This is a genomic window from uncultured Cyclobacterium sp. (assembly GCF_963977555.1).
In the GTDB taxonomy this organism is placed as follows: Bacteria; Bacteroidota; Bacteroidia; order Cytophagales; family Cyclobacteriaceae; genus Cyclobacterium.
The window spans coordinates 90016-112959 of the sequence record NZ_CAXBPD010000019.1; the positions used below are offsets into that span (position 1 = coordinate 90016).

Below are 22944 nucleotides of genomic sequence, written 5' to 3' on the forward strand. Positions count from 1 at the left end.
AGCGATTTATAGGTGAAATCTCATCTCTAGATCCGAATATTTTTTAACAATTACATAAAAAATAAATATTTATCTTATAATTACAATAAGAATAAATTTGATGGAGTATTATTGAAAAAATAAAAACAATAGTCCACTAAATTTTGTTGAGGTTCGGGTGAAGGATAATAGGTTTTTTAGTTTTTTCAAGCCTTTAAAAATCAAATTGTATACTGAAGGAACTTGAACATCCATCATTTTAGAGATTTCTTCGTAGGAAAGTTCTTGGATATATCTCAAGTAAATGGCTTCTTTTTGTCTAAGGGGTATTTGATCCAGGGCCAGGCTGATTTTATTGCTAGATTCCAAAATAATTTGATTCTCATCAAGAATTTCTAAAAAGGATGCTTCCCATTTAAATTTGGAATGTACTTCTTCTAATGATTCGTTTTTGTAAGCGCATTTAATTTTTTTAATTAGCTCCCTGCGAAAACAAGCAAATAAATAAAACTTGATGGAATTTTTAATGTTAATATTTTTTTTCAAATCCCAAATATGGACGAATAGGTCTTGGATAACATCCTCAATTAAGTTAGTATCCTGAGTGAATTTGTGTCCATATTTATATAGGTCTTTAGAAAAAGTGCTGTAAATATAGGAAAATGCCTTTTGGTTACCGGATTTTACCAGACACCATATTTCAACTTCCGAAAGTGATGAAAAATCCATTTTACAAAGTGTTATTTTGGGTTAGATGCCAGCCAAATTAATAACCGCCAAACTATATTACTTAAAAATTATTATTGAGCAAAGATATTTTATTTAATTGGTTCAGTTCCTTCGGATAATTTGAATAATACTTTAATAGATCAAAATATTTTCAAAGGTATACTGAATCATTATCGGCAGGTGAGAAAGTGGTAAAAGGTAGAAATTCTATAGCATTATATTTTAAAAAATTAAAAGAATAATGTAAATTGGTAGAAAAAATTGATATGAGATCATTTTTCTACTTAGTTTTTCTTTGTTTGCCAATTTTAATTTTAAGTTGCCAGTCTGATCAGAAAGAAGAGCGAAAATCCAGTGCTGTAAGTGAAGAGAAGACGGTTACCGTTAACCTAAGAAAAAAAGTTAAACCTGAGAGCGAAGCAAGTAGCTGGGAGGAGGTGGAATTTACTGAAACCTGGGATCCACAAAAAACGGCTATCATTGTTACGGATATGTGGGACAGGCACTGGTGTGAAAGGGCTACCCAAAGAGTGTCCCAATTGGCACCGGTGATGAATAAAACCTTGGAGAATGCTAGGGCAATGGGGGTGACCATTATACATGCACCTAGTGGTACCATGAATTTCTATAAAGATTCTCCTCAAAGGAAAGCAGCGATAAAAACCCCAACCCACAATGCGCCTAAGGATTTCCCGATTAATGATTGGTGCTACCTGGATGAAAACAAAGAAGTTGCGCTGCCCATCGATGACAGTGATGGTGGTTGCGATATGCCTTGTTCCGATGGGAAGCCTTGCGAAGAGATGACTGCTTGGTCCAGACAAATTGAATCTATTGGTATTGAGGAGAAAGACTATATCACTGACCAGGGACAGGAAGTTTATAATATTTTGGTTGAGAATAAAATCGATAATATAGTGGTGATGGGAGTACATTTAAACATGTGTGTATTGGGAAGGCCTTTTGCCATACGTCAATTGGCCAATCTTAAGAAAAATGTGGTTTTGATGAGAGACATGACAGATACCATGTACAATCCGGAAATGCCTCCTTATGTAAGTCATTTCGAAGGTACGGATTTGGTGATCGACCATGTAGAAAAATTCTGGGCACCCACCTTGGTAAGTTCGGATTTTACCGATGAGCCAGCCTTTGTCTTTAATGAAAATTAGATAAAATATATGCTGTAAATATTCAGTTTATAACAGCAATTTCCATATCAAATCATTAGCATTGACTTCACAACGCAAATTAAAACAAAATGGAATTTACCCCAATTTCAATAAAAGAATATGTTAAAAAGCACTTGAAAAACAACCCAAGTGAAAATGAGAAAGATTTAAGGAAGCGCCTTGAAGCGGCGTTAGCAGATTATAAAGAAGGCGTTAAATGTTCCTGTGGAAATGACATTTGGGTAATTGGTTCTGCAACTGTTGGGAATAGTTGCTTTACCTGTATCACTGGAGAAAGCGACCCTAACAATGATTATGAAATTGAGTCAGCCATTATAAAAAGAATAAGCGTCCGTGGCAGAAGACATATTGACGATATCCCACCTTCCGAAATAAATGGATTCTTTGATGATGATGGATATGAGATTAGTACTGATTTAATACAAAAACCATCTTTGTGCATTACCTGTGTCCATAATGACAATCCCCAAGAGGAAATACTTTGCAATTTGACACGAATTGACCAAAAAGATGCAAAGGAGTTTATTTGCTTTGGGTATAAAGAAAGGAAATAAATTTTGAGAGGTTTTTTATCTAATGCTAAATTCAATCAGGGCATAGATATTCACTAGTATGTTAGCAATTGACATCCTATTATGGATTGATTAAATCTATAAAAAAACGACAAAGAATATGCCCATCACTACAAGCTCTTTTCCTCAACTAAGCCTTTATAAAGTATACTTCAACTGTATTTATCGTTGGTTATGGCTATTAGGAGGCTTGATTTTACTTTTAACTAGCAGCTGCAAACAAAAAAAAAATGTTGAAAAACAGGAGCGAGGTTTGGCCATGGTTTCGGTAGACCTTTCTCAATCCCGAACCGGTAAACTGTCTGAATTTTTTGAGCCGGAAATCTCCTATATATGGTTGGCAGATGATTCGGAGGAAGCACAACTTAATGCTGGCTTAAATCAAATAAAATTTCATGAAAATAAAATTTACATTCTTGATATTTACAGTTGCAAATGCATTTCAATTTTCAATAAGTCAGGAAAGTATATAGGAAAGATTGACGCTTTTGGAGAAGGTCCGGGTGAATACCTTGATCTTGATGCCTTGGCAGTTGTAAATGAAGAAGTGGTTTTGCTAGGGGTTTATCCCAGTAAATTAATGTGGTTTAACCTGGAAGGGGATTTTCTACGTGAATTGATCTTGAAAGATCGCTTTGGGCCGGGTGTGTTCTCTGTATTTGACAATCGCTATTATTTGTACAGCTCTGCAAGAAATGTAGCAGCGTTTTTTATCCAAACCTTGAATGAAGATTTGCAGGATACCATTAATTTCTTGCCATTCTACTCCGATAGACTTGAAAGTGAGATGTCCGGGAGAAACTATTTTCAAAAAAGCAAGCAACACCTTTATTTTGGAATGACTTTTTTAGATACAATTTTTCAATTTGAAAATCAACAAATGATTCCCATGTTTATTTTTGCCTATGGAAATTATGGTCAAGACTTGGAAGAATTAAAGGGCTTGGAAATAAGAGACAGACTTAAGCTTATTAATAGCCGAGCAAAATTATACTTCCAAGGGCGATACTATGTTTCCGAAAAACAGCTTTACACCATCCTCAGTTACGAAAAGAAAGTTTACAACCTATTTTATGACCGGGAGAAATCACAAACTCATGTTATTGAAGGCAAACTAATAAACGATATCGATGAAGGGCATGATCCAAAGATAATAGAATATGGTTTTGAAGCCGGGAAGGTGGGGGTAAGAATAGCTGGTAAGGACCTTTACCAAGCTTTGGTAGAAAAGAATAAGCTAATGGGGCAGGTAGATTTTGAGAATTGGGCAAAAAACAAAGGTAGAAACTTTGCAAAAACAGCTTTGGCGGCAAAAGACTCTGAAAATCCGGTGCTTATTGTTTATACACTAAAGTGATACGACTTTAATTTAAAGGATATACCGCTATTGGTAAAGTGGACTGGTAAGAATGATGAGAATAGAAAACCCTAAAAGGTTGAAATTTATTCTCCCAAAGGCTCAGGCCTATAGGAGAATAATAAGATGAGAGCAAAACCACTACCAACTTCCGCCTGCACCGCCTCCACCGAAGCCACCGCCACCAAAGCCACCGAATCCGCCTCCGCCGCCAAAGCTTCCGCCTCCAGAGGAAAAATCTCCGAATTTACCACCCCTGCTTCCTCCGAGCATATTGGCAAGAAGTAAGGTACTTAAAAAACCTACTCCACCACGTTTGCCTCCCATGTGATTGTCATTGTCATTTCGATTTCTAATAAAAGATATGATTATAAATCCGACAATAAGGATAATAAACATCGGTATTCCACCTCCCGGTTGGTCAGAGGAAGGCAGATTTTCTGCTTGGTACTCGCCTGATGCAAGCTTAAAGATCATGTCCGTGGCTAGGTTCAAGCCTGTGTAATAGTTTTCCGTTCGGAAGTTTGGCACGATCAACTGATCTACAATACGCTTCGCTAAGATATCAGGAATAGCTCCTTCCATACCATAACCTGTGGCAATAAAAACCTTGCGGTCTTTCATCGCTGCCAATATAAGGATGCCATTGTCCTTGTCTTTTCTACCTATTCCCCATTTGTCTCCCAGTTGAAAAGCATAATCACTGATGTCATACGGCCCTACAGAGTTGATCAAAACAATGCTTACCTCAGAAGAAGTGCTGTCGTTATAAGCCACAAGCTTGTTTTCCAGCTGTTGCACTTCATTTGCGGAGAGGGTCTTGGAAAAATCATTCACAAGCCGAGGTGGGTTCGGTTTTTCAGGAAAATCTCCCTGAGCCCAACTGGTAAATGAAAGTGCCAATATAAGGAAAGAAAAGAAAAGTTGTTTTTTGATCATGATGTCTTATTCAAAGGATATTTCATCTGGAAGTTCGTTGATGTCTCCTTCCTTGTCGTAAGGGAAATGCTGTTGAAGTTGCTGACCGGACATTTCTATGCCTACTCTTAAACCTTCAGTAAAGGCCTTTTGCTTGAAATGAATAAGCATTTCTTCTTTAATGTTTTCCCAGAAGTTTTCCGGAACTACCTTGTTAATACCGGCATCTCCGAGGATGGCAAATTTATGGTCAAGCACAGCAAGATAAAACAGCACCGCATTGCGCTGTGCTGTTTTATGCATTTTGAGTTTTTCAAACACTTCAGCAGCCCTGTCAAGCACATCACCTTTGCAGTTGTTTTCGATATGCACTTGAATTTCCCCTGAGGTTTCCTTTTCGGCATTCTTGATTGCGCCAATGATACTTTCTCGGTCTGCCTTACTAAATAATTTTTCGGCCATAATTGTCCTATTTAAAATTCTACCGTTGGGGCATTTTCTGAACCTGCTGAAGCTTCGAAATAGCCCTTGGTTTCATATCCGTACCATCCAGCAAACATGTTGTTCGGGAAAGTCCTCAGGTTGGAGTTGTAGCTTTGCACAGATTGATTGAAATTTCTTCTTGCTACCGCAATCCTGTTTTCGGTACCTTCCAATTGGGCCTGCAATTCAAGAAAGTTTTGGTTGGCTTTTAGGTCAGGGTACCTTTCTACCGCTACTAATAGTCTACTGAGTGACCCGCTCAATTGATCCTGTGCACCTTGGAATTTCGCGATGTTTTCAGGAGTAAGGTCATCTGCCTGCAAATTAATTGAAGTCGCTTTAGCACGTGCTTCGATAACGCCAGTAAGGGTTTCTTGTTCAAAGTCTGCATAACCTTTCACAGTATTGACCAAATTTGGAATCAGGTCAGCTCTTCGTTGGTATTGGGTTTCTACTTCAGCCCACTGACCGTTGATGGTTTCTTCGGTTTGTACGAAAGTGTTGTACACGCCTACCGCTTTGGAGTAAACAATGAACCCGATCACTGCGATGATGGCTATAGGAATTAATATTTTTTTCATGGTAAGAATATTTATAAAAACAATGAAATTATATGACGTAAATTTTGACTTGAGGTTTCCCTGAATGGGCGTTTTTATTGAGAAATTTAATACCAATGATTAAGAAATCTCGATTTTAAACAAGTGATTGGGTAAGCTCTTCAGGTGAAAATGCACTCAAACTTTTCACATAACACTTAAACAATTCCAGCCCACTCAGATACACTAAAACACAGGACTATTCTTTCTTATTAGGCTTTCTATTTAAAAAGCAAAGGTACCACATTAATTGGAGAAAATGCCCATTACCTATAAACAACCAATATTTCTTTACAGCTGCCAAATGTCAGGCCTTCTCCGCTCGCAAAACAAATACCCATACGGGTGTCTGAGCTTGTCGAAGTCATCAGAACAGAAGTCAAGACCCGCACGAGGGTCTTCGACAGGTTCAGACACAGGAACCAAAGTTACTAATTTATTGGAATTGAGACATCGAACTTGAAAATTGCGGTGTATGAGTGGATACGTAAAATTGAACCCAAAACATATGCTGTGTCTGAGTGGATACGTAAAATTGAACCCAAAACATATGTGGTGTCTGAGCGGATAGGGAAAAAGTGGAATCAAAACATATGCGGTGTCTGAGCGGAGCCGAAGACTTAGCCGGCATAAACCGAACCGAAATATGACGTAAAAACCATTATCTCAACGTTATCCAAAAAAACGATTATCGATAGGAGCTGTTTTTTCATTGAGGCAAAGCATACATAGACCTGAAAGTTTCTAAAGACTTCCATTCTTCCATGTATTGACGGTTGTAGAGATATGGGGTCTTCGACAGGCTCCGACACCGAAGACGATGACATCGAAATCGAGATGTTTTTTGTTTTATGGGATCAGGTCGCAAAACGAAAATCAATATAGGTTGCTGAGCGGAGTCGAAGCAAGCGGAGCCGAAGACTCAGCAATTTTCTATAAATGGCCATTATTACATGTCTTTTCTAAAGTTTATCGAGGTTTGATAAAAAGGTGTAATTGCAAATTACACCTAGAGGGAGTGGCTGAGCCTGTCGAAGCCTCTCAATTCAAATAGGTATCTATTCATAAATCTCCCTTTGATGAAAAGGGGGAGTTTGAGTTTTTAGGATTTACGAATGCGAACTTGATTTCTCATTTCCTCAGCCCATTACAATAATACAAAATCATTATAAAATTCTCGTTTCCGCAACTCCCCTTTTCAAGGGCCCACAGTGCCTGTCAAGGCAGAGTCGGGAGGGATTTTATCGGGATTGAAAACCTATACCAATATTTGAACAATAATCTGTACACTTTTTTAGGACGAGACAATGTAACTGTAAGAATTAAACCTTATAATACTCCACCAACTTCCCGTCAAATCCAGACACACGGCCTATGAGTTCTTGGCGTTTTTTCTCGTCTAAGGCTTTGAATTTTTTGGCGAAATCGATCTTTTCGGTGAGCATGTCAGCATTGTCGGCACCTGTTACCAATACACTGATGGGAAGGGACCAGGAGAAATATATGGCTTCTTCTACTGTCATAGCGTTTGGGACGATTCGTGGCTTGTCCCCACTATTGAAATGGCTGGTGCCTCCAAAAAAGCCGCCATTGGCCAAGGTCTTCATGGCACAGGGAGCCATGCCTTTTTCCAAGAGTCGTGGCATCACATTGGTAATAAAGCTCTTGTAATTCGGGTCAAAGGCATTGATGGGCATTTGGCAGGCTTCCAATTCATCCGTGCTTTCCAACATGCGCAGGTGGGCATTGTAATCCGAATGCCCTGAGAATCCGATGTGCTTTACTTTTCCGCTTTCTTTTGCCTTCAAGACATAATCCAGGACTCCATTTTTTAATCTGCTGTCCACATCCCCAGGGCTGGTCACCGCATGAATCAGCCAAAGGTCGATATAGTCTGTTTTCATCCGACTAAGGGTGCCTTCCAGATGTTCTTGGGCTGTTTTACCATCTCTAGCAGTGGACTTGCTTTGAATAAAAGCCAGGTCTCTGTATTTGGGCGTTAGAAATTGACCATACCTTCTTTCCCCGGTACCAGAACCATACGATTCGGCATTGTCAAAAAATCGAATACCACCTTCCAGCGCGCGTTCTATGGTTTTTTCCGCTTCACTTTCCTTCATGCGAGCAATATGCGCACCACCCAATCCGAGCATGGTTACTGATAAGTCAGATTTACCAAATTTACGCTTGGGAAGCACATCACCCAGCCTGTCCCGCATATAGGGAGTTGGAATAGCTTTTCCTTCTGCATTGATACGGGTAAGGGGTAGCATCATCCCAGCAGTCAATCCAGCCAATGATTTCAAGAAGGCTCTTCTTTGGTTATTTTGGTTATTGTTTTCCATGGTTGATTCAGTTAAAATTTTAGTTGTATTCCACTAATTATATTTATACCCGGCATCGGAAAGCCATTTTCAAGCTGATAGGCATTGTCTAGGAGGTTTTTACCCGTGATGGAGGCGCTTATTTTCGGGCTTACTTGATACAGGGCCCTAAGATTTAGCAAAGTGTAATTTTCACTCCCCACGCTTTCTTGTAGGCTGTTGCGGAGCCCTCCGATAAGTTGCATGGAGGGAATAATGGTGAATTTTTTCACCGAAAAATCCGCCCTAAAGTTCAGGTTATGCCTAGGGGCAAATAGAATGTTTTCACTAGCATGCATATAGGCATAATTGAGCACGAAGTTTCCTGTTTTAGCGGCTTGATAGCGTAGCTGACTTTCAAAGCCTTTGTTCGAAAAGCTACCGGTATTTCGTCCAATAGGAGGAGTGTCCATTGGGTTGATCTGTATCAAATTGTCTCCTTTGGCCATAAATGCCATAAGTTCGACTGCTAGTGTTTTATTTAGTAATAGGGCCTGAAAACCAACTTCATTGTTCCACAATTCTTCCGGCTGCAACATTTCATTGGAAGATGGAAAAAGAAAAAGGTCCACAACGGAAGGACTTCGGAAAGCCTTGGAAGAGGATGCTTTCAAAGTGAGGGTTTTGGTCACTTGGATGGTTGCTCCAAAACCGGGTAGCAGCTTCCCGCCATATTGGGAGTTTTGTACTTGGCGGATTCCGGCATTTAAACTCACTTTCTCTCCCAAATCCTGTTGTATGTGCAGGTAAAGGTCTGTCTCGTTGACCAAATGCTGCTCTCCTAAGCCAATACGGGCGGGGGGAGGGAGATTTTCATTGTAAGCCTTACCTCCAAATCGCTTGTAATCTAAACCTACGGTAATGACTTGTTTTGGTACCAGGCTAATGTTTTGAAAGAAGGTGATGCCTTGGTTTTGGTCTTTAGAAGAAAAACCGGTTTGAAATTCATGGTCTCCGAAATTGTGAAAAAATAATAATGCTCCTGAAATATTTCCCCAATCGTTGTTCATGGACAGGGCGGCTCTTCCTCGTAAAAATTCTCGTCGGTCATCCTCAAGTGGGGCATTTATAGGTCCTGGCTGGTAATAGGTGGCATCAGCCAATTGGATGTCTCCGGAAAGAGAAAGGCTGGGGGAGAGGGCATAACCCAATTTAAGGTAGCCCGTGGTGTTATCGAAACTGTCTCTGGCATCTGTCCTAAAGCCCGCAGTACTGTTGCGATTCAGAGATACCATCGAATGAAATTTACCGGCTTTGTAAGAGGCATTAATGCTTCCAAGGAATGTTCCATAGGAGCCATAGGTGGCATTGGCTGTCCCATGCCAGCCTTCTTTGTCGGCTTTCCGGGTAATCAGGTTAATGGCCCCACCCATGGCATTCGAACCATAAAGCACTGATGCTGCACCGCGCTGGACTTCTACCCGCTCTATATCGGAAGCGCTGTAAGCATCGGCAATTGGATGTGCAAAAATCCCCATGTATTGAGGTTGTCCATCGATCAATACCAATACCCTGTTGTTGGGAGATCCGCTAATGCCGCGAATGCTGATATTTCCTCCTGATCCGGGACCTTCACCATAGCCAGTGACACTTCTATCGTTCAATAAAAAACCAGGTACTTGGTAAGCAATAAGTGGTAATATATTATTCTCTCCTGAACGATCAATGGTTTCTCGGGAAATAGTAGATATGGAAGCAGCCACTTTCTTCTTTTGTCGTTCCACTCTGGTGCCAGTGACTACTGCTTCATCAAGCTCCAAAATCAAGCTGTCCCTTTCCTGCGCCAGCAACGATTCGCTGCAGCAAATGAGTAATGCGCAAAAGAGAATCCTAACTTTCATAAATCAATGGTTTAGCGGCAGCATGCCATGGCCAGTGAACGCAGGTTTTAATGTCTGGAAAAAGGACATGATCTGCCTTTCCTTTCAGTACAAAAGTTTTGACCGGGTAGTCCATCAATGTTTTTTTCAACAGCTCCAAGGTCATTCCGCTGACCGCTACATCATCTACCAGTAGTATTCGAGATCCTTCTGGAAAGGTAGCCGGAAATAAAGCTAAAAATTCCGGAGATTCCCTATTTGGTTGATTGCTGTCATCCCTATAATTTATGGAGGCAATAAACAGTGGAAGGTTGAGTTGATGGGCCACGAGGCTTGCAGGTACAATTCCTCCTCTACCAATGCCTACGACGATATCGGTGGGAGGGAAAGGGAACCTGGATAGGGCTTTACTTATCTTAACAAAAGAAACGGGCACTTTTGTATCCATACTTGTTTGATTTTAAAGGCAGGTTTTACTTTAGGCCCTTGGGTAAAATGAATGTTTTTTAATTAGCGCCTTTTTGACTAGGGAGGTATTTTAAGCTTAAAATATTGATCACTAATAAAATTAAAATACCTGTCGTGGCATTAACTAAGGAGGAGCTGAAAAACAGGAATGGCGAAGTTTCTACAAATGGAAAAAGGAGCAATGAAGTGGATGAAATAACTTTTGCGCCAATATAGGCAGTGGGAGCGGCTATCCATCTTAGTTTTCCTTGAAGTAACAAATTGGCCAATAGTGTAAAAATGACCAGTTCCCCAGTAAGAATTCCCATAAAGCCCCAATTAGGATTGCCAGTAAGGAAGAAATTGAAGAAAGGGGACAACGCAGCAGCGATAAGTGCCACTGGAAGTCGATAAGCTATTAAAGCCACCAATGGAATGTAAAACATGGGCAACAAATAGGCACCAATCGGAATGCCATTATAAGGAGGTGCCAGGTGTACAATTATAGGGAAAACAATGGCTATAGGCAACACCCAGGCGGCAGTTTTCAAAGCAGAGGGATAGTCAGTTTTTAGGCTAAATTGCATGGTTTCTCAGGGATTTAAGTCAAAGTATGATATTGTATTTTGAACACGCAAAATTATAAATCATCAATGCTATCTAATGATTTAAATAGATGTATTAATTTAATGATTTCTTTTTAATCCTCCAATACAGATGTATTAATTACCGTAAAATGACAAAAATACTTCCTTAAATTATGGTAGTAATACGGAAAAAACCCAGAATGGGTGGCTGAGCCTATCGAAGCCTCCAAAACATATGGTTAAAGTCGGGTTTGAAGTTTTCTAATAGAAACGTTAGGAGGCTAACTTACTTAGCTTGTACCCCTGGGGGTATTATTGCATAAAAATGGCGACAATACCCACAAAATTATTTTGGTTTTGCTTACTCATTCACGGGCGCTATTTGTTAGGTGGTTAGAAAAACATCACTTCTTCGGAGTTCTAATTACCATTCGAATTAATTCATAATCAATAATTAAACCGTACTCAGCTGCAATTCTATTTGTTTTTTTATTCTATGTATACAAGCTTCGGCTGCACTAAATTAGTTGTCTATTAAGCTTAATTTCTTGTGACTGAATATTGGAGCATCGATGGCCAATTCTTTTGTTTCTTTTTAATGCTATTTTGTATTGCTAATTATTGCGATTTAATAATGCAACATTGTTGCATTATTGTTTATTTTGATTACTTTTGTCCAAGTTATTAGGCAAAAAGGGGGCAGGGAAACAACTTAAAACCTGTTTGATTGCCTATTTATTCCCATGCATTTATGTTTCTTTTCTGTTTTCAAAAATTCAATCGTATGGCACACACAAAAGATTATGAAGTAATAATTATAGGAGGAAGTTATGCAGGACTTTCTGCAGCGATGGCATTGGGACGGTCTCTTAGAAAAACTTTAGTAATAGATGCAGGAAAAGCATGCAATCGTCAAACACCACATTCTCATAACTTCCTAACGCAAGACGGGAGTACGCCTCAAGAAATCGCAACAATTTCCAGAAGTCAGGTGGCTAAATACAAAACCGTAACTTTTTATGAAGGATTGGTAATTACAGCAACCAAGCTTTCAGAAGGGTTTGAGGTCATAACGGGAAATGGGGATGTCTTTTATGCAAAAAAGCTAGTGATTGCAACAGGAATAAGAGACCTAATGCCGGGTATAGAAGGTTTTGCCGAATGCTGGGGAATATCAGTGGTACATTGCCCTTATTGTCATGGATATGAAATAAGGGGTAAAAAGACGGCCATATTGGCCAATGGGGACACTGCTTTCCACCTTGCTTCATTGGTCAATAACCTTAGCAAAAAACTCACCATTATCACTTCTGAGGACTGTACTTTTGATGAATTACAGTTTCAAAAACTTAATAAAAACGGCATTAAAATTATAGAAAAAGAGATTTCAACAATTGAGCATGATGCTGGACATCTGAAATACATACGTTTTAAAGATGGAAGTAGGGAGGCATTTGATGCCGCTTATGCCGCCATTCCTTTTGAACAAAATTCAATACCTGTTGAATTGGGTTGCCAACTCACAGAATTTGGATACATTGAAGTGGATCTTATGGGGAAGACTTCTGTGAAGGGGGTTTTGGCCTGTGGTGATAACAGTTCTATGATGCGTTCAGTGGCCATTGCTGTTTACAGTGGGAACGTGGCAGGTGCTGTGGTCAATCATGAGCTAACCCAAGAAGCTGTCTAGGAAGAAAGAAGCAATTTTTGCCAATTTAAAAGCAGAATCACTACAGTCAAAAAAGCAGATTTCACGTATATTTACTTTTTTAGCGTATTGAAAAGCTTAAACCAAATAAAATGAATGCTGTGAAAATCGGAATAGATTTGGGTGGGACAAAGGTCTTAATGATTGCAGGAGGTCTTGAAGAGAGATTTAACACAGGAAGTGACTTTACGCCATCTCAATTGGAAACAATTCTCAAAGCCTTTATTGAAAAGAATCATTTGAATCCAAATGGAATTGGTATTGCTATTCCGGGACTGTTGACCGCCGACGGAGGTGTTGTATCTTGTGATGTTTTGCCCCATTTTAAAGGCTGGAATGCCAACAAGGCCCTAAGTAAATTTAGCCCTGTGGTAAAGGCTATCAATGATATAAGAGCTGCGCTTGCTCAGGAATTTAGTGATAGTGAGGGCAATTTTACTGGGGGGGTAATAATGGTCGGAACGGCTGTAGGTGCTGCATTCATTGTCAATGGAAAACCCCTTGTGGGGGATTCAGGATGGGCGGGAGAATTTGGCTATTTTCCATTGATTATAAATAAAGAAATTAAGCGTATTGATGAGGTTTGTGGTGGCGCTTTTTTGGCGCAACAGTTTAATTTAACGGCGCTTGAAATGTATAATCTGGCAAAGCTTGAGGATGAAGAAGTACTTTGTGGAATAGAATTGGCCGGGTATTATTTAGGTGTAGGAATTGCAGGTCTTGTCAATCTTTTTAACCCTAAAAAGATATCGATAGGAGGTGGTACTGCCAGTTTACCTGGATACTGGAAGGGAATAGAAAAAGGGGCAAGAGAAAATACCCTCCCTGAATTTTGGAAGGATGATTTGTTGGATAAAGTAAAGAATGGTTCTAAAGTGGCCGCATTAGGTGCAGTATCTATTTTGTAATGTTTTTAGGGTCTAAATGATTTTATTTAAGGGTGTAATGAATGGAAATTGTCAAGGAATGATATAGATATTGCCAAATTTGTTAAAATACTTTCTAGGAATTTTTGGTTCAATTCAGGAGATCTACCCCAATAAATCGGCCAGGTCTTCTACTTAAATCAAGGGTTTATCTTTCGCACTCAAATAAATAGCTTTTTTAATTTTATTGTAAAGTTCTTCTTTATTAATGGGTTTGGTCATATAATCATCCATGCCCACCTCTAACACCCTGAACCTGGCTTTTTGCGTAACATCAGCAGTTACCGCGATAATCGGCACATTGCTCATCAAAGCACCGCAGGCTCCTGAACGAATGGCCTTTGTGGCTTCGTAACCATCCATCACTGGCATCTGTAAATCCATTAGTATCACATCAAAAGGTTTTGTTTTGAGCAGTTCAACCGCCTCTTGCCCATTATTGGCAATCTCAAAATTTGAATTTTTCCAATTGCCTATTATGACTTTCAACACCATTTGATTAAGGGCATTGTCCTCAACGATGAGGACAATTTTATTTTCCAGGTCAAAAACACCGGATTTTGCGTAATCAAAAGGATCTCTTTCTTCCCCAGTTTTTGGTAAAGCGTAATTTAATTCAACCTCCACGGAAGTGCCCTTGCCTTCCTCACTTTGTATATTGATCTTACCATTATGTAGATCTATAAGGGCTTTAACAATGCCAAGCCCTAGCCCAAAACCACCAAATTTTCGTTTATCGTCATTCTGTCCTTGCGTAAAGGATGCAAAAATGCTTCCCAGTTTTTCTTTTTTAATTCCCACACCGGTATCAGTCACTTTTACATGAATTAAGGCCTGACCTTCAGTTGTTTTATTCGCATTCACATTAAAGTCAATGCCACCTTCTTGTGTAAATTTTAAAGCGTTTATCAGTAAGTTTCGGATAATTTGTTCAGACCTTCTTTTATCTCCTATTAAAAACTCGGGTATAGTACCACTTTCCTCAAAGGTAAATTTTAACCCTTTGTCTTTTGCTTGGTTTTCAAAAGAGCTAGCAATTTGATAGATCAATTTTTTCAAATCAAAAGGCGCTTCTTGCAGCTTTAATTCCCCTTTATCTATTTTTGAAAAGTCCAAAATATCATCAATGGCCCCCAATAAACTTAAAGAAGAGTATTGGATCACGTTCAAGTTTGAGATAATTGATTCATCTTTATTTGTTTCCTGAATGGATTGTGTCAGACCAATTATTGCATTCAAAGGTGTTCTCAATTCGTGGCTAATGTTTGATAGAAAAAACGATTTGACTTCATTTGATTCTTCGGACTTTTGCAACGCCACTTCCTGAAGTTTTTCCTTCTCTGATTTTAAGAGCCTAATCCGATTAGACATGGCCAATGAGAGGAATATTATTTCAAAACCCGTACCTATTTTAGAACCATTTTCGGTAAAAAAAGAATTAGGTATTAAGCTGAAGTTATTGAAAATAAGGATGAAAAAACCTACTGTAAAACTAAAGATGGCAAAGGTGAAAAAGAAATCCAGTTTTTGACCTTTTACATAACTTAGCAGAACAGTACTTATCAAAACCATCAATAATAAGAAACTAAGCAAATTTACGGCAGGATAATAGATCGCTTTTCCATTGGGAATAAATATTATGCAAATTAAAAGTATCGCCAAAGCGCTCAGTAGGAGAATTAGCGCCTTGTTTAAACCTTCACTCCATTCTTTTACATTGGTATAAATTTGTGCATACCTGCCAAAACCCATTGCCGAAAGTGTGGCTGTAATCAATATTGCATTTTTATTGAGCCATCCAGAAGCCGGGTTAATGTACTGGTAAAAATAACCATCCAAGGACATGTGGAGTAGGCCAACAGAAAGCACGTAAACACTGTAGAGAAGAAAACTTTTCTCTCCTATACCAAAATAAAAAAAAAGGTATATGGCTCCTGCCAATAATAAAATCCCGTAAAATAAGCCATGAAACAGCTGGTTTTGATAGGAGCTTAGCACCAGGCTGGTTGGAGTATGCAATTCTAGAGGCAGGTTGATCACCTCTCCATCACTTTGATAATGTAGGTACACACTGTAACTTTTTCCCGCTTCTAAGTTTAAGGGAAATATGATTTTTCTGTGAGCAAAACTTCTCTCATCAAAAGGGATGAGGTCACCATTTTTTAAATGATTGGTCGGCTCTCCTTCTGATAGGATGTACATGTCCACATGGTCTGTGATGGGCCTTCCGGTTTCCAAAAAATATTTAAGGTGAGTATCAGAAATGTTCTTAATGCTAAAACGCAACCAATATTTGTTTTTGGTAAAGCCGAGGTTGGTTGAAGGTCCTTCGATTGGCTTAAATTTTAGGCTATTTTGCTGGGTTAAAAATTCTTCAAAAGTGAAGTTATTGTCTCCTACATTTGTGATTTCAGCATAATCATAAAGGGAAACAGCAAGTTGTGCCTCTTGATCTTTGGCCTCAAATGGGTTTGATCCATATGAAAATGCATTAAAAGAGTAAAAAAATGTAATTAGTCCAAAAAAACAGCGTTTTATGATTTTATTCATAGGTTTTACAATATAAATACTTGGTAAAGTAAAATTAAAAATTTTGATTAACCAATTATTTTATATTTTCCCTAAGAATGGAATAGGATGTAAATTTCAACAATTCTGTAGAATGAAGGTATTCTCCACCTAGTATATTAAGGCCTCAGAAACTTGAATTAATCGTACAAACTCGGCTTGAATAGAATTTGGCTATGTTTTTTAATTATTGGTTTTAATTTACAATACATTAAAAGAATAAAGGGTTCCGTTATTAAGTTGGAAACGCAACCGCACCTTTTTTCCTTTTAAGTCACTTAGTTTTTTATTACCCCAGCTGATCTGGGTGTTTAGCCCTGATCCCCTAAAAGGAGTACAATCTTCTACCCTCCAGCCTTCAAGTGGTTCATCACGAATCGCCGAACGAACTTCCACCCTAATCTCTCCCGCGGCATCGGCATTGATAAATAAGTCGCCATTTACCCTAAAAGGGCGGGTAAGAATTCTACCGACCGTATCCACTTGTGAGCGAGCACCGAATAATCTGTCCAATTTCGTCGTTGCGATTCCAATGGCAGGGCTACCGGGGCTATCATGGTTGGACTTGTTACCAGAATAATAAAACAACATTTCATCCCCATTAATGACAGGTTCTGCTATGCGTATTTGTCCAGCGTCCCATTCATTTTCCTTACCCAACTGCAGTGGGCTCTTCTGAGCATTTGCTGGTAATCGATACCAGTGATAGGAATCATTGCTCCAAACCAACTCTGCAGTGACTTTTTCTGTTTTTCCAGGGGCATAAAGTTGTAGAAATCCAAAAAATAAATCACCTCTTCTTATCACCGTTATACCATAAAAATCGGTCACATCTCCTTCTTCAGGGACCATAACGGTTCGTTCTTGTGTCCACTTCACTAAATCGTCACTTTCCACGACCGCAATACGTCTTCTATTTACATGTTTTATTCCTTCGCCGGCATAGGCTTTTGGCCGTACATAGACAAACCAGCGCTTGCGAACTTCATCGAAGACAAAGTTGTTTCTTGTGTCACTGTGGTACCAAACGGCAGGGTCTTTAAATGAACTTTTAAAAGTCTTTCCATCTGCAGAATAGGATACAAATATCCCTCCTGCCTCGTTATGGATAGCTACAAATTTATTCTCAGCTGTATTAGATATAGGATTAAATTCAACATCAATATCTTGCGTTTTCTCCTTTCCTAATTTGATTAAATTTGTTTTTTTATAAGCATCCCCTTTTCGGTCAAATACGTTTAAAATCGGCTTTTCCCATTTGATCCCATCTGCTGATTCTGCATAAGCAATATTGTATGAGAAGGGAAGTTTGCCATAATAAGCGGCAGAATCCCATACACTGTACCACATTTTGTACAATTGATCTTGGGGGTCAAATAAAACTTTTCCACCTAATAATGGCCCTGTGCCTTCCCAGGGATGTTCCTTTGCAACAACTGGGTTTCCTGCGTATTTTTCAAGTGGAACAACAAAACGTTCTATCATCCATCGATCTTCTATTATTCGGTCATCAACCACAAAATAAGGACCTTTAACAGGGAGATTGTTTAGTTGCCTGTCAGATTCGGGTTTCTTCCTTGGATTCAAATTATTGATTTGAGAAAAACCTTCTGCCAAAGCAAAAAAGCTTATTGCCAAACAACTTAGTTTTAATAAATTCCTATTCATCTCAATGCAAGCTTTTAGATAAAATGCTGATTCCGTTATAAGAAACAATAATTATATCAATAATTCAGTATACATGTGTTATGAATAATTTTTTTAGTTTTATTTTATGTTACGATTTGTTCAAATGTCCTTATTTAATTTTTTTTCGAAACCAATCTTATTCAAGATTGGAAACCGTTTAATGCTTGGTTTTGAAACAACCATCTATAAACAACTAAACCCTATTTCTTCTCATTTTATCTATGCTGTTGGCAAAGCAGATTGTTCAATATCTTTAAATTTGATTAGGGCAAGGTATTATAAAACTATACCATAGATTCTGGTTATTTGGGTCAGTTTTTTACAAGGGTTATTATATCAAATAATCTAAAATTTGCTTTCTGTCTAAAATCATTGATCAGAATCCGGAAGTGCTTAAGGTCAAAAAGTCAATTTTTTGTCCAATTTATATTTTTAAGCAGTCAGAATGTCATTCTATAATCCCCCATTAATTAATTATAATAACAGCAGATTTATGGCACAGGGTTTGCCCAATAGTGTTTTACGAAATGAAGATAATGGTTGGAAATGCTAACATTATTTATCTGAAAACGTAATTAAATTCACTATTACGGCATCATGCATCGTAAAGGAGAAGTTTTGGTGGTTTGGGTTTTATCGTCATAGTTTTAAATTTGATTCAATTGTTATGGAGACTTCATATTTAGATTATTACAAGAGAATTATAAAAAATGTGCGTTTTGATTTGGGTAGGTTAAGAAACGAAATTAACAAGGCCAATCAAATCCTAACAGAGCAAGAAAGGGATTCCTTAAAAAAATGGATGCTTCGAAATGGTCTCTATTCTGAAAAGCTGAAAGGAAATGCTTTGTAGGGTGGCAAGTAGGGTTTATTTATAGTGTTGAATCCTGCGAGCACCTTTAAATACCACTGTGTTGGTAAAAACTTAGCATCCATTTTGTAAATCTGATGGGGTTCCATCAAGACCTAAAATGGCAAAAGAAATTTTGTATTTAATTTCTTCAAATACCTTCTTTATAGCATACCAATGTGCCGCCCAAGCATTATAATCTCGATTCATATAGACAGTGGTTTCTTCTATAAAATAAAAAAAATAATATGTTCTTTATTTTCTGGGAGGTAGAAAAGGTAGGTGTGAATTTAAGAAATTTAGAAAGCTAAATCCAGCATTACAGTTGAAAAGCAGAAAATAAGGGGACAGAATTGAAAATTTTAGCAAACCACTCTTAGGCTGTTTGATTATAACTTGGTAATCGCAATAATTTTGATTTGATCCATTGAAACATGGACCTAAGCCTAGAATAAAAATGAAGCAAAGTTTTAAAAGTGTATTTTTTACAGAATAAATATTGAATTACTTGCTCAAGGGTTGATAAATGCAGAAAAAATACCCCGATCACGGTATTTTTAATCTTCCCAACCTTTGTACCTTTGAAACAGGTGATAAATAAACTTTTCAAAATGGAATTTTTCCATTGTAAATGGTGGGTAATCGTTAAACTATTTTTTTACCCACTATTTTAATTCTTTCCTTGGCACTGTAGATATTAAAGCTTTCATTTTTTAAAAATCCAATCAAAGTCATCTGTTTCTCCTTAGCAAGTGCTACAGCAAGATGCGTAGGAGGTCCAAATGCTAAAAGAATAGAAATACCTGCATTGATGGCTTTTTGTGCCATTTCATAGCTTACCCTGCCACTTAATAAGACAATTTTCTCGTTTCCTAAATCAATTTTGGCTTTCAAACTGGCTCCTATAAGTTTATCCAAAGCATTGTGCCGGCCAATATCTTCTCTAAGCAGTAACAATTTTCCATTTTTGTCATACAATGCAGCTGCATGAAGCCCACCAGTATATTTGAAAGCTGTTTGAGAGGACTGTAGGTTTTCAGGAATGGCCAAGATAATTTCAGGACTTATCTGCCATTTCTCATCCAATGGCAAAGCACCGTTTTCACATTTCACGGCCTCTATGGCTGTTTTTCCACACACACCGCAACTTGAGTTGGTGTAAAAGTTTCTACCAAGTATTTTGAGGTCTATGACGTGGCCTTCTATAAATTTGATGATCAATACATTGCCTTTTTCCTCTGGCTTTACTTTCTGACAATACCGCATCAACAAGATATCCTCGTCACTCTCTGCGATTCCCTCTGCAAATAAAAAGCCCAGAGCCAAATCAAAATCATTTCCCGGACTCCTCATGGTGACCAGCAAATCTTTCTTGTGCCACTCTCCTTTATATTCGAATTCCAGGCGAATTTGCAAAGGCTCTTCCACTGCTAATAAGTCTTGCAGATCTGTTACATCAGACTTGTCATACTTTTGTATCCGGCTAATACTTACCAGACTATTCGTCGCTTCCATTGTAAATTTTTTCCAAAAACACTTCAATGTATTTAGAGGCAGGGCAGTGGCTTTCTTCGGAATTGTTTCCCAATGCCACCAGCACATTTCCTTCCGGAAAATAAACGGAAAGACATCCTGGGGAGATGTCGTAAGGAACCACCTGAAAACCTTCAAGTATTCGCTTTTCTCCCTCAAATATACTTGTCAATTTAACAACATCCCCCGCTTCACATCCATAATTAATCATGTCCTTTTTATTCATCATGACTACTTCACGGCTGTTGCTGATACCTCTGTAGCGGTCGTCGTAGCCGTAGATGGTAGTATTGAATTGGTCGTGACTCCTAACGGTCATTAATATAAAAGGAGTCTCAGGATTTTTGTTAAAGTTCACCGGATTTACTGTAATCCGGGCTTTATTGTTTGGGGTGTTAAAATTTCTCTCTCTGGCACCATTGGGCAGGTAAAATCCGCCTGCCACTTTTATGCGCTCATTGTAATCCTCAAAACCTGGAATTACTTCAGCTATTTTATCGCGAATAAGGCTATAATCGTTGCTCATCCCTTCCCAATCAGTGACGTTGGCATTACCCAACACCGCTCTTGCCATGTCGCAAACAATGGCCACTTCACTTTTTAAATCTGGTGAAATTGGCTTAAGGTCTCCGTGCGACCTTCGAACCCTACCGGCGGTATCCTCCGTACTGACAAATTGAGCACCATGGTTGCTAAGGTCTTCTTCTGTTCGGCCTAGGCAGGGTAGGATTAGGGCTGTTTTGCCATGGATAAGATGACTACGATTAAGCTTTGTAGAGACATGAAAGGTAAGTTCACATTGTTTTAAGCCCTTAAAAACCTTTTGGGTATCTGGCGCAGCCAAGGCAAAATTACCTCCCATGCCCATAAAAACTTTGCCTTTACCCTCGACCATGGCCTGAATGGCACCTACGGCATGTACCCCTTCTTTAGTTGGAGGGTTAAAATTGAAAGCATTCCCAAGTCGTTGCATAAAGCTATCTGGCATTTTTTCCCAGACGCCCATGGTTCGGTCACCTTGTACATTACTGTGGCCTCTTACAGGCAAGGTGCCAGCACCAGGTTTTCCTATGGCTCCTTTCAACAGAAGGATATTTACAATTTCTCGTATGGTATTTTCTGCATTTCTATGTTGGGTGATACCCATCGCCCAAGCAATGATGATATTTTTCTTTTCTATGAGTAGTGAAGCAGCTTCTCTTATTTGCTTTTCAGGAACACCACTTTCTAAGATCATTTCGGCCAGATCGATTTCGGCTATATGTTGGCAAAGGGCTTCATATCCTACCGTATATTCAGCAATAAATGCTGTGTCAATCACTTCTCCTGGAGCTTTTTTTTCTGCCTCTAAAAGCATCTTTAGCAAGGCTTTCAATAAAGGGAGGTCGCCATTGACCTTTACCTGTAAGTGTAGGTCGTGAATGGAGGTAGGCTTTCCAATCCACTCCCAGGGTTTCTGGGGATGGCGAAATTGCAACAAGCCAGTTTCTGGCAATGGATTCACAGAAATAATCTTTCCTCCATTATTTTTTAATTCTTCCATTGCGGTAAGCATTCTGGGGGCATTGGTTCCGGGATTTTGCCCCATCACGATCAATACATCCGCCTTAGGAATATCATTAAGCACTACCGAAGCTTTACCAATTCCTACGGTATTGGTTAGCGCTTTACCTGAAGCCTCATGACACATATTGGAACAATCGGGTAAATTATTGGTGCCAAATTGTCTGACAAAACATTGGTAAAGAAAGGCCGCTTCATTACTAGTCCGACCTGAAGTATAAAATATGGCTTGGTCTGCATGATCAAGGACCTGAAGTTGTGCGGCAATATGGGAGAAGGCGGCTTCCCAGGTTATGGGGGAATAATGGGTGTCACCTGCCTTCAATACCATTGGCTGGGTAAGCCGGCCTTGTTTTTCAAGCCAATGATCAGATTTTTCCAATAAGTCATTAATGCTGTATTGCTCGAAAAAGGAGGGTTCAATTGTGTTAGCACTGCCTTCCCAGGCTACAGCCTTGGCTCCGTTTTCACAATACTCAGCAATCTTGGAAACTTTATTGGCATCAGGGTCAGGCCATGCACAACTAGGGCAATCAAAGCCGTTGGGTTGGTTGAGTTTGAAGAGTGTTTTGACCCCTTTACCCACATGGGTTTCCTCCCAAATGCGATAAGCCACGGTTTGAATGGACTTTAATCCAGCGGCTGTTTCTGCTGGTGCGCTAATTTTAACTTTTCTCTTTGGACGCATTGTGATCATTGAAAATTCAGGAAGCCTAAGTGCAGTATTTACTACAAGGTAAAAAGAATTATAAGTTTAAGCTGGAATATCTGATAGAATTCTTATTGACCAGTACTTATCAAATCACACAAAGGTTTACCATTTGGTAAGTGTATGGCCATTGGTTTTATAAGGTTAAAGCCAATTCCCAGAGAATTGTTTGAAATTCAAGGGGGTAAATTTTTTCATATGCTAAAAAATCGGAATAGTGCCTGATTTTATTTCACCCTTTAAGTTACTTCCATTTATTATTATTGGAATTGACCACTTAATAAAAGTATGTTTTTATTTACATGAATTACCTCTATATTTAAATTGCTTTATTCTGAATTTTATTAATAA

19 protein-coding genes are annotated in these 22944 nt (G+C 38.8%); 6 read left to right on the plus strand and 13 right to left on the minus strand.

The features are described 5' to 3' along the window. Positions 1 to 108 precede the first annotated feature (108 nt). The gene (locus tag AAC073_RS20200) at positions 109 to 708 is read right to left on the minus strand and encodes a sigma-70 family RNA polymerase sigma factor (RefSeq protein WP_339925621.1); all 600 of its coding nucleotides are present in this window, start codon (positions 706 to 708) and stop codon (positions 109 to 111) included. Between the two features lie 266 nt (positions 709 to 974). Here AAC073_RS20200 and AAC073_RS20205 point away from each other — a divergent pair, with 266 nt between their 5' ends. The 3 genes from AAC073_RS20205 to AAC073_RS20215 all read left to right on the plus strand — a co-directional run bounded on the left by AAC073_RS20205 (position 975) and on the right by AAC073_RS20215 (position 3830). After that, entirely contained in the window at positions 975 to 1880 is a 906-nt protein-coding gene (locus AAC073_RS20205; protein ID WP_339925622.1) for a protein-signal peptide and transmembrane prediction, read from the plus strand. A gap of 89 nt (positions 1881 to 1969) precedes the next feature. Next, positions 1970 to 2455: a hypothetical protein gene (locus AAC073_RS20210; RefSeq protein WP_339925623.1), complete on the plus strand. Its 486-nt coding sequence runs from the start codon at positions 1970 to 1972 to the stop codon at positions 2453 to 2455. Positions 2456 to 2573: 118 nt separating this feature from the next. Beyond that, positions 2574 to 3830, plus strand: a complete 1257-nt coding sequence (locus AAC073_RS20215; RefSeq protein ID WP_339925624.1) for a 6-bladed beta-propeller — start codon at positions 2574 to 2576, stop codon at positions 3828 to 3830. A gap of 141 nt (positions 3831 to 3971) precedes the next feature. On the opposite strand, the gene AAC073_RS20220 is transcribed toward AAC073_RS20215, so the two are convergent. From AAC073_RS20220 to AAC073_RS20250, 7 genes are all read right to left on the minus strand, one after another. Further along, positions 3972 to 4769 (minus strand): TPM domain-containing protein, encoded by a 798-nt coding sequence (locus tag AAC073_RS20220; protein WP_339925625.1) that lies wholly within the window; start codon positions 4767 to 4769, stop codon positions 3972 to 3974. Positions 4770 to 4775: 6 nt separating this feature from the next. Further along, a complete protein-coding gene (locus AAC073_RS20225) occupies positions 4776 to 5210 on the minus strand; it encodes a TPM domain-containing protein (RefSeq protein WP_339925626.1) in 435 nt (144 codons plus the stop codon). A gap of 11 nt (positions 5211 to 5221) precedes the next feature. Then, entirely contained in the window at positions 5222 to 5812 is a 591-nt protein-coding gene (locus tag AAC073_RS20230; RefSeq protein ID WP_339925627.1) for a LemA family protein, read from the minus strand. 1340 nt (positions 5813 to 7152) lie between these two features. Then, complete coding sequence (locus AAC073_RS20235; RefSeq protein WP_339925628.1) at positions 7153 to 8175, minus strand: aldo/keto reductase; 1023 nt, start codon at positions 8173 to 8175, stop codon at positions 7153 to 7155. A gap of 11 nt (positions 8176 to 8186) precedes the next feature. Beyond that, positions 8187 to 10034 (minus strand): TonB-dependent receptor, encoded by a 1848-nt coding sequence (locus AAC073_RS20240; protein WP_339925629.1) that lies wholly within the window; start codon positions 10032 to 10034, stop codon positions 8187 to 8189. After that, positions 10024 to 10461: a phosphoribosyltransferase family protein gene (locus tag AAC073_RS20245; RefSeq protein WP_339925630.1), complete on the minus strand. Its 438-nt coding sequence runs from the start codon at positions 10459 to 10461 to the stop codon at positions 10024 to 10026. The genes AAC073_RS20240 and AAC073_RS20245 overlap by 11 nt, the downstream gene beginning before the upstream one ends. 58 nt (positions 10462 to 10519) lie before the next feature. Beyond that, positions 10520 to 11047, minus strand: coding sequence for a hypothetical protein (locus tag AAC073_RS20250; RefSeq protein WP_339925631.1), 528 nt, complete (start codon positions 11045 to 11047; stop codon positions 10520 to 10522). A gap of 784 nt (positions 11048 to 11831) precedes the next feature. Here AAC073_RS20250 and AAC073_RS20255 point away from each other — a divergent pair. Further along, entirely contained in the window at positions 11832 to 12737 is a 906-nt protein-coding gene (locus AAC073_RS20255) for an NAD(P)/FAD-dependent oxidoreductase (protein WP_339925632.1), read from the plus strand. Positions 12738 to 12847: 110 nt separating this feature from the next. Further along, on the plus strand, positions 12848 to 13663 hold the full coding sequence (locus AAC073_RS20260; RefSeq protein WP_339925633.1) for an ROK family protein: 816 nt from the start codon (positions 12848 to 12850) through the stop codon (positions 13661 to 13663). A 153-nt stretch (positions 13664 to 13816) separates the two neighbouring features. Here the strand turns inward: AAC073_RS20260 and AAC073_RS20265 are convergent, their stop codons facing one another. Both AAC073_RS20265 and AAC073_RS20270 read right to left on the minus strand, forming a co-directional pair. Beyond that, positions 13817 to 16231: a 7TM diverse intracellular signaling domain-containing protein gene (locus tag AAC073_RS20265; protein WP_339925634.1), complete on the minus strand. Its 2415-nt coding sequence runs from the start codon at positions 16229 to 16231 to the stop codon at positions 13817 to 13819. Between the two features lie 219 nt (positions 16232 to 16450). Next, positions 16451 to 17917, minus strand: coding sequence for a hypothetical protein (locus AAC073_RS20270; protein WP_339925635.1), 1467 nt, complete (start codon positions 17915 to 17917; stop codon positions 16451 to 16453). Between the two features lie 688 nt (positions 17918 to 18605). Between AAC073_RS20270 and AAC073_RS20275 the strand changes: the two genes are divergently transcribed. Further along, complete coding sequence (locus AAC073_RS20275) at positions 18606 to 18791, plus strand: hypothetical protein (RefSeq protein WP_339925636.1); 186 nt, start codon at positions 18606 to 18608, stop codon at positions 18789 to 18791. 72 nt (positions 18792 to 18863) lie between these two features. Here the strand turns inward: AAC073_RS20275 and AAC073_RS20280 are convergent, their stop codons facing one another. From AAC073_RS20280 to AAC073_RS20290, 3 genes are all read right to left on the minus strand, one after another. Further along, positions 18864 to 18998, minus strand: a complete 135-nt coding sequence (locus tag AAC073_RS20280) for a hypothetical protein (protein ID WP_339925637.1) — start codon at positions 18996 to 18998, stop codon at positions 18864 to 18866. Between the two features lie 435 nt (positions 18999 to 19433). After that, positions 19434 to 20303 (minus strand): formate dehydrogenase accessory sulfurtransferase FdhD, encoded by an 870-nt coding sequence (fdhD, locus tag AAC073_RS20285; protein ID WP_339925638.1) that lies wholly within the window; start codon positions 20301 to 20303, stop codon positions 19434 to 19436. Further along, positions 20287 to 22572 (minus strand): FdhF/YdeP family oxidoreductase, encoded by a 2286-nt coding sequence (locus AAC073_RS20290; protein WP_339925639.1) that lies wholly within the window; start codon positions 22570 to 22572, stop codon positions 20287 to 20289. Before AAC073_RS20290 ends, fdhD begins: the two co-directional genes overlap by 17 nt. Positions 22573 to 22944 lie beyond the last annotated feature (372 nt).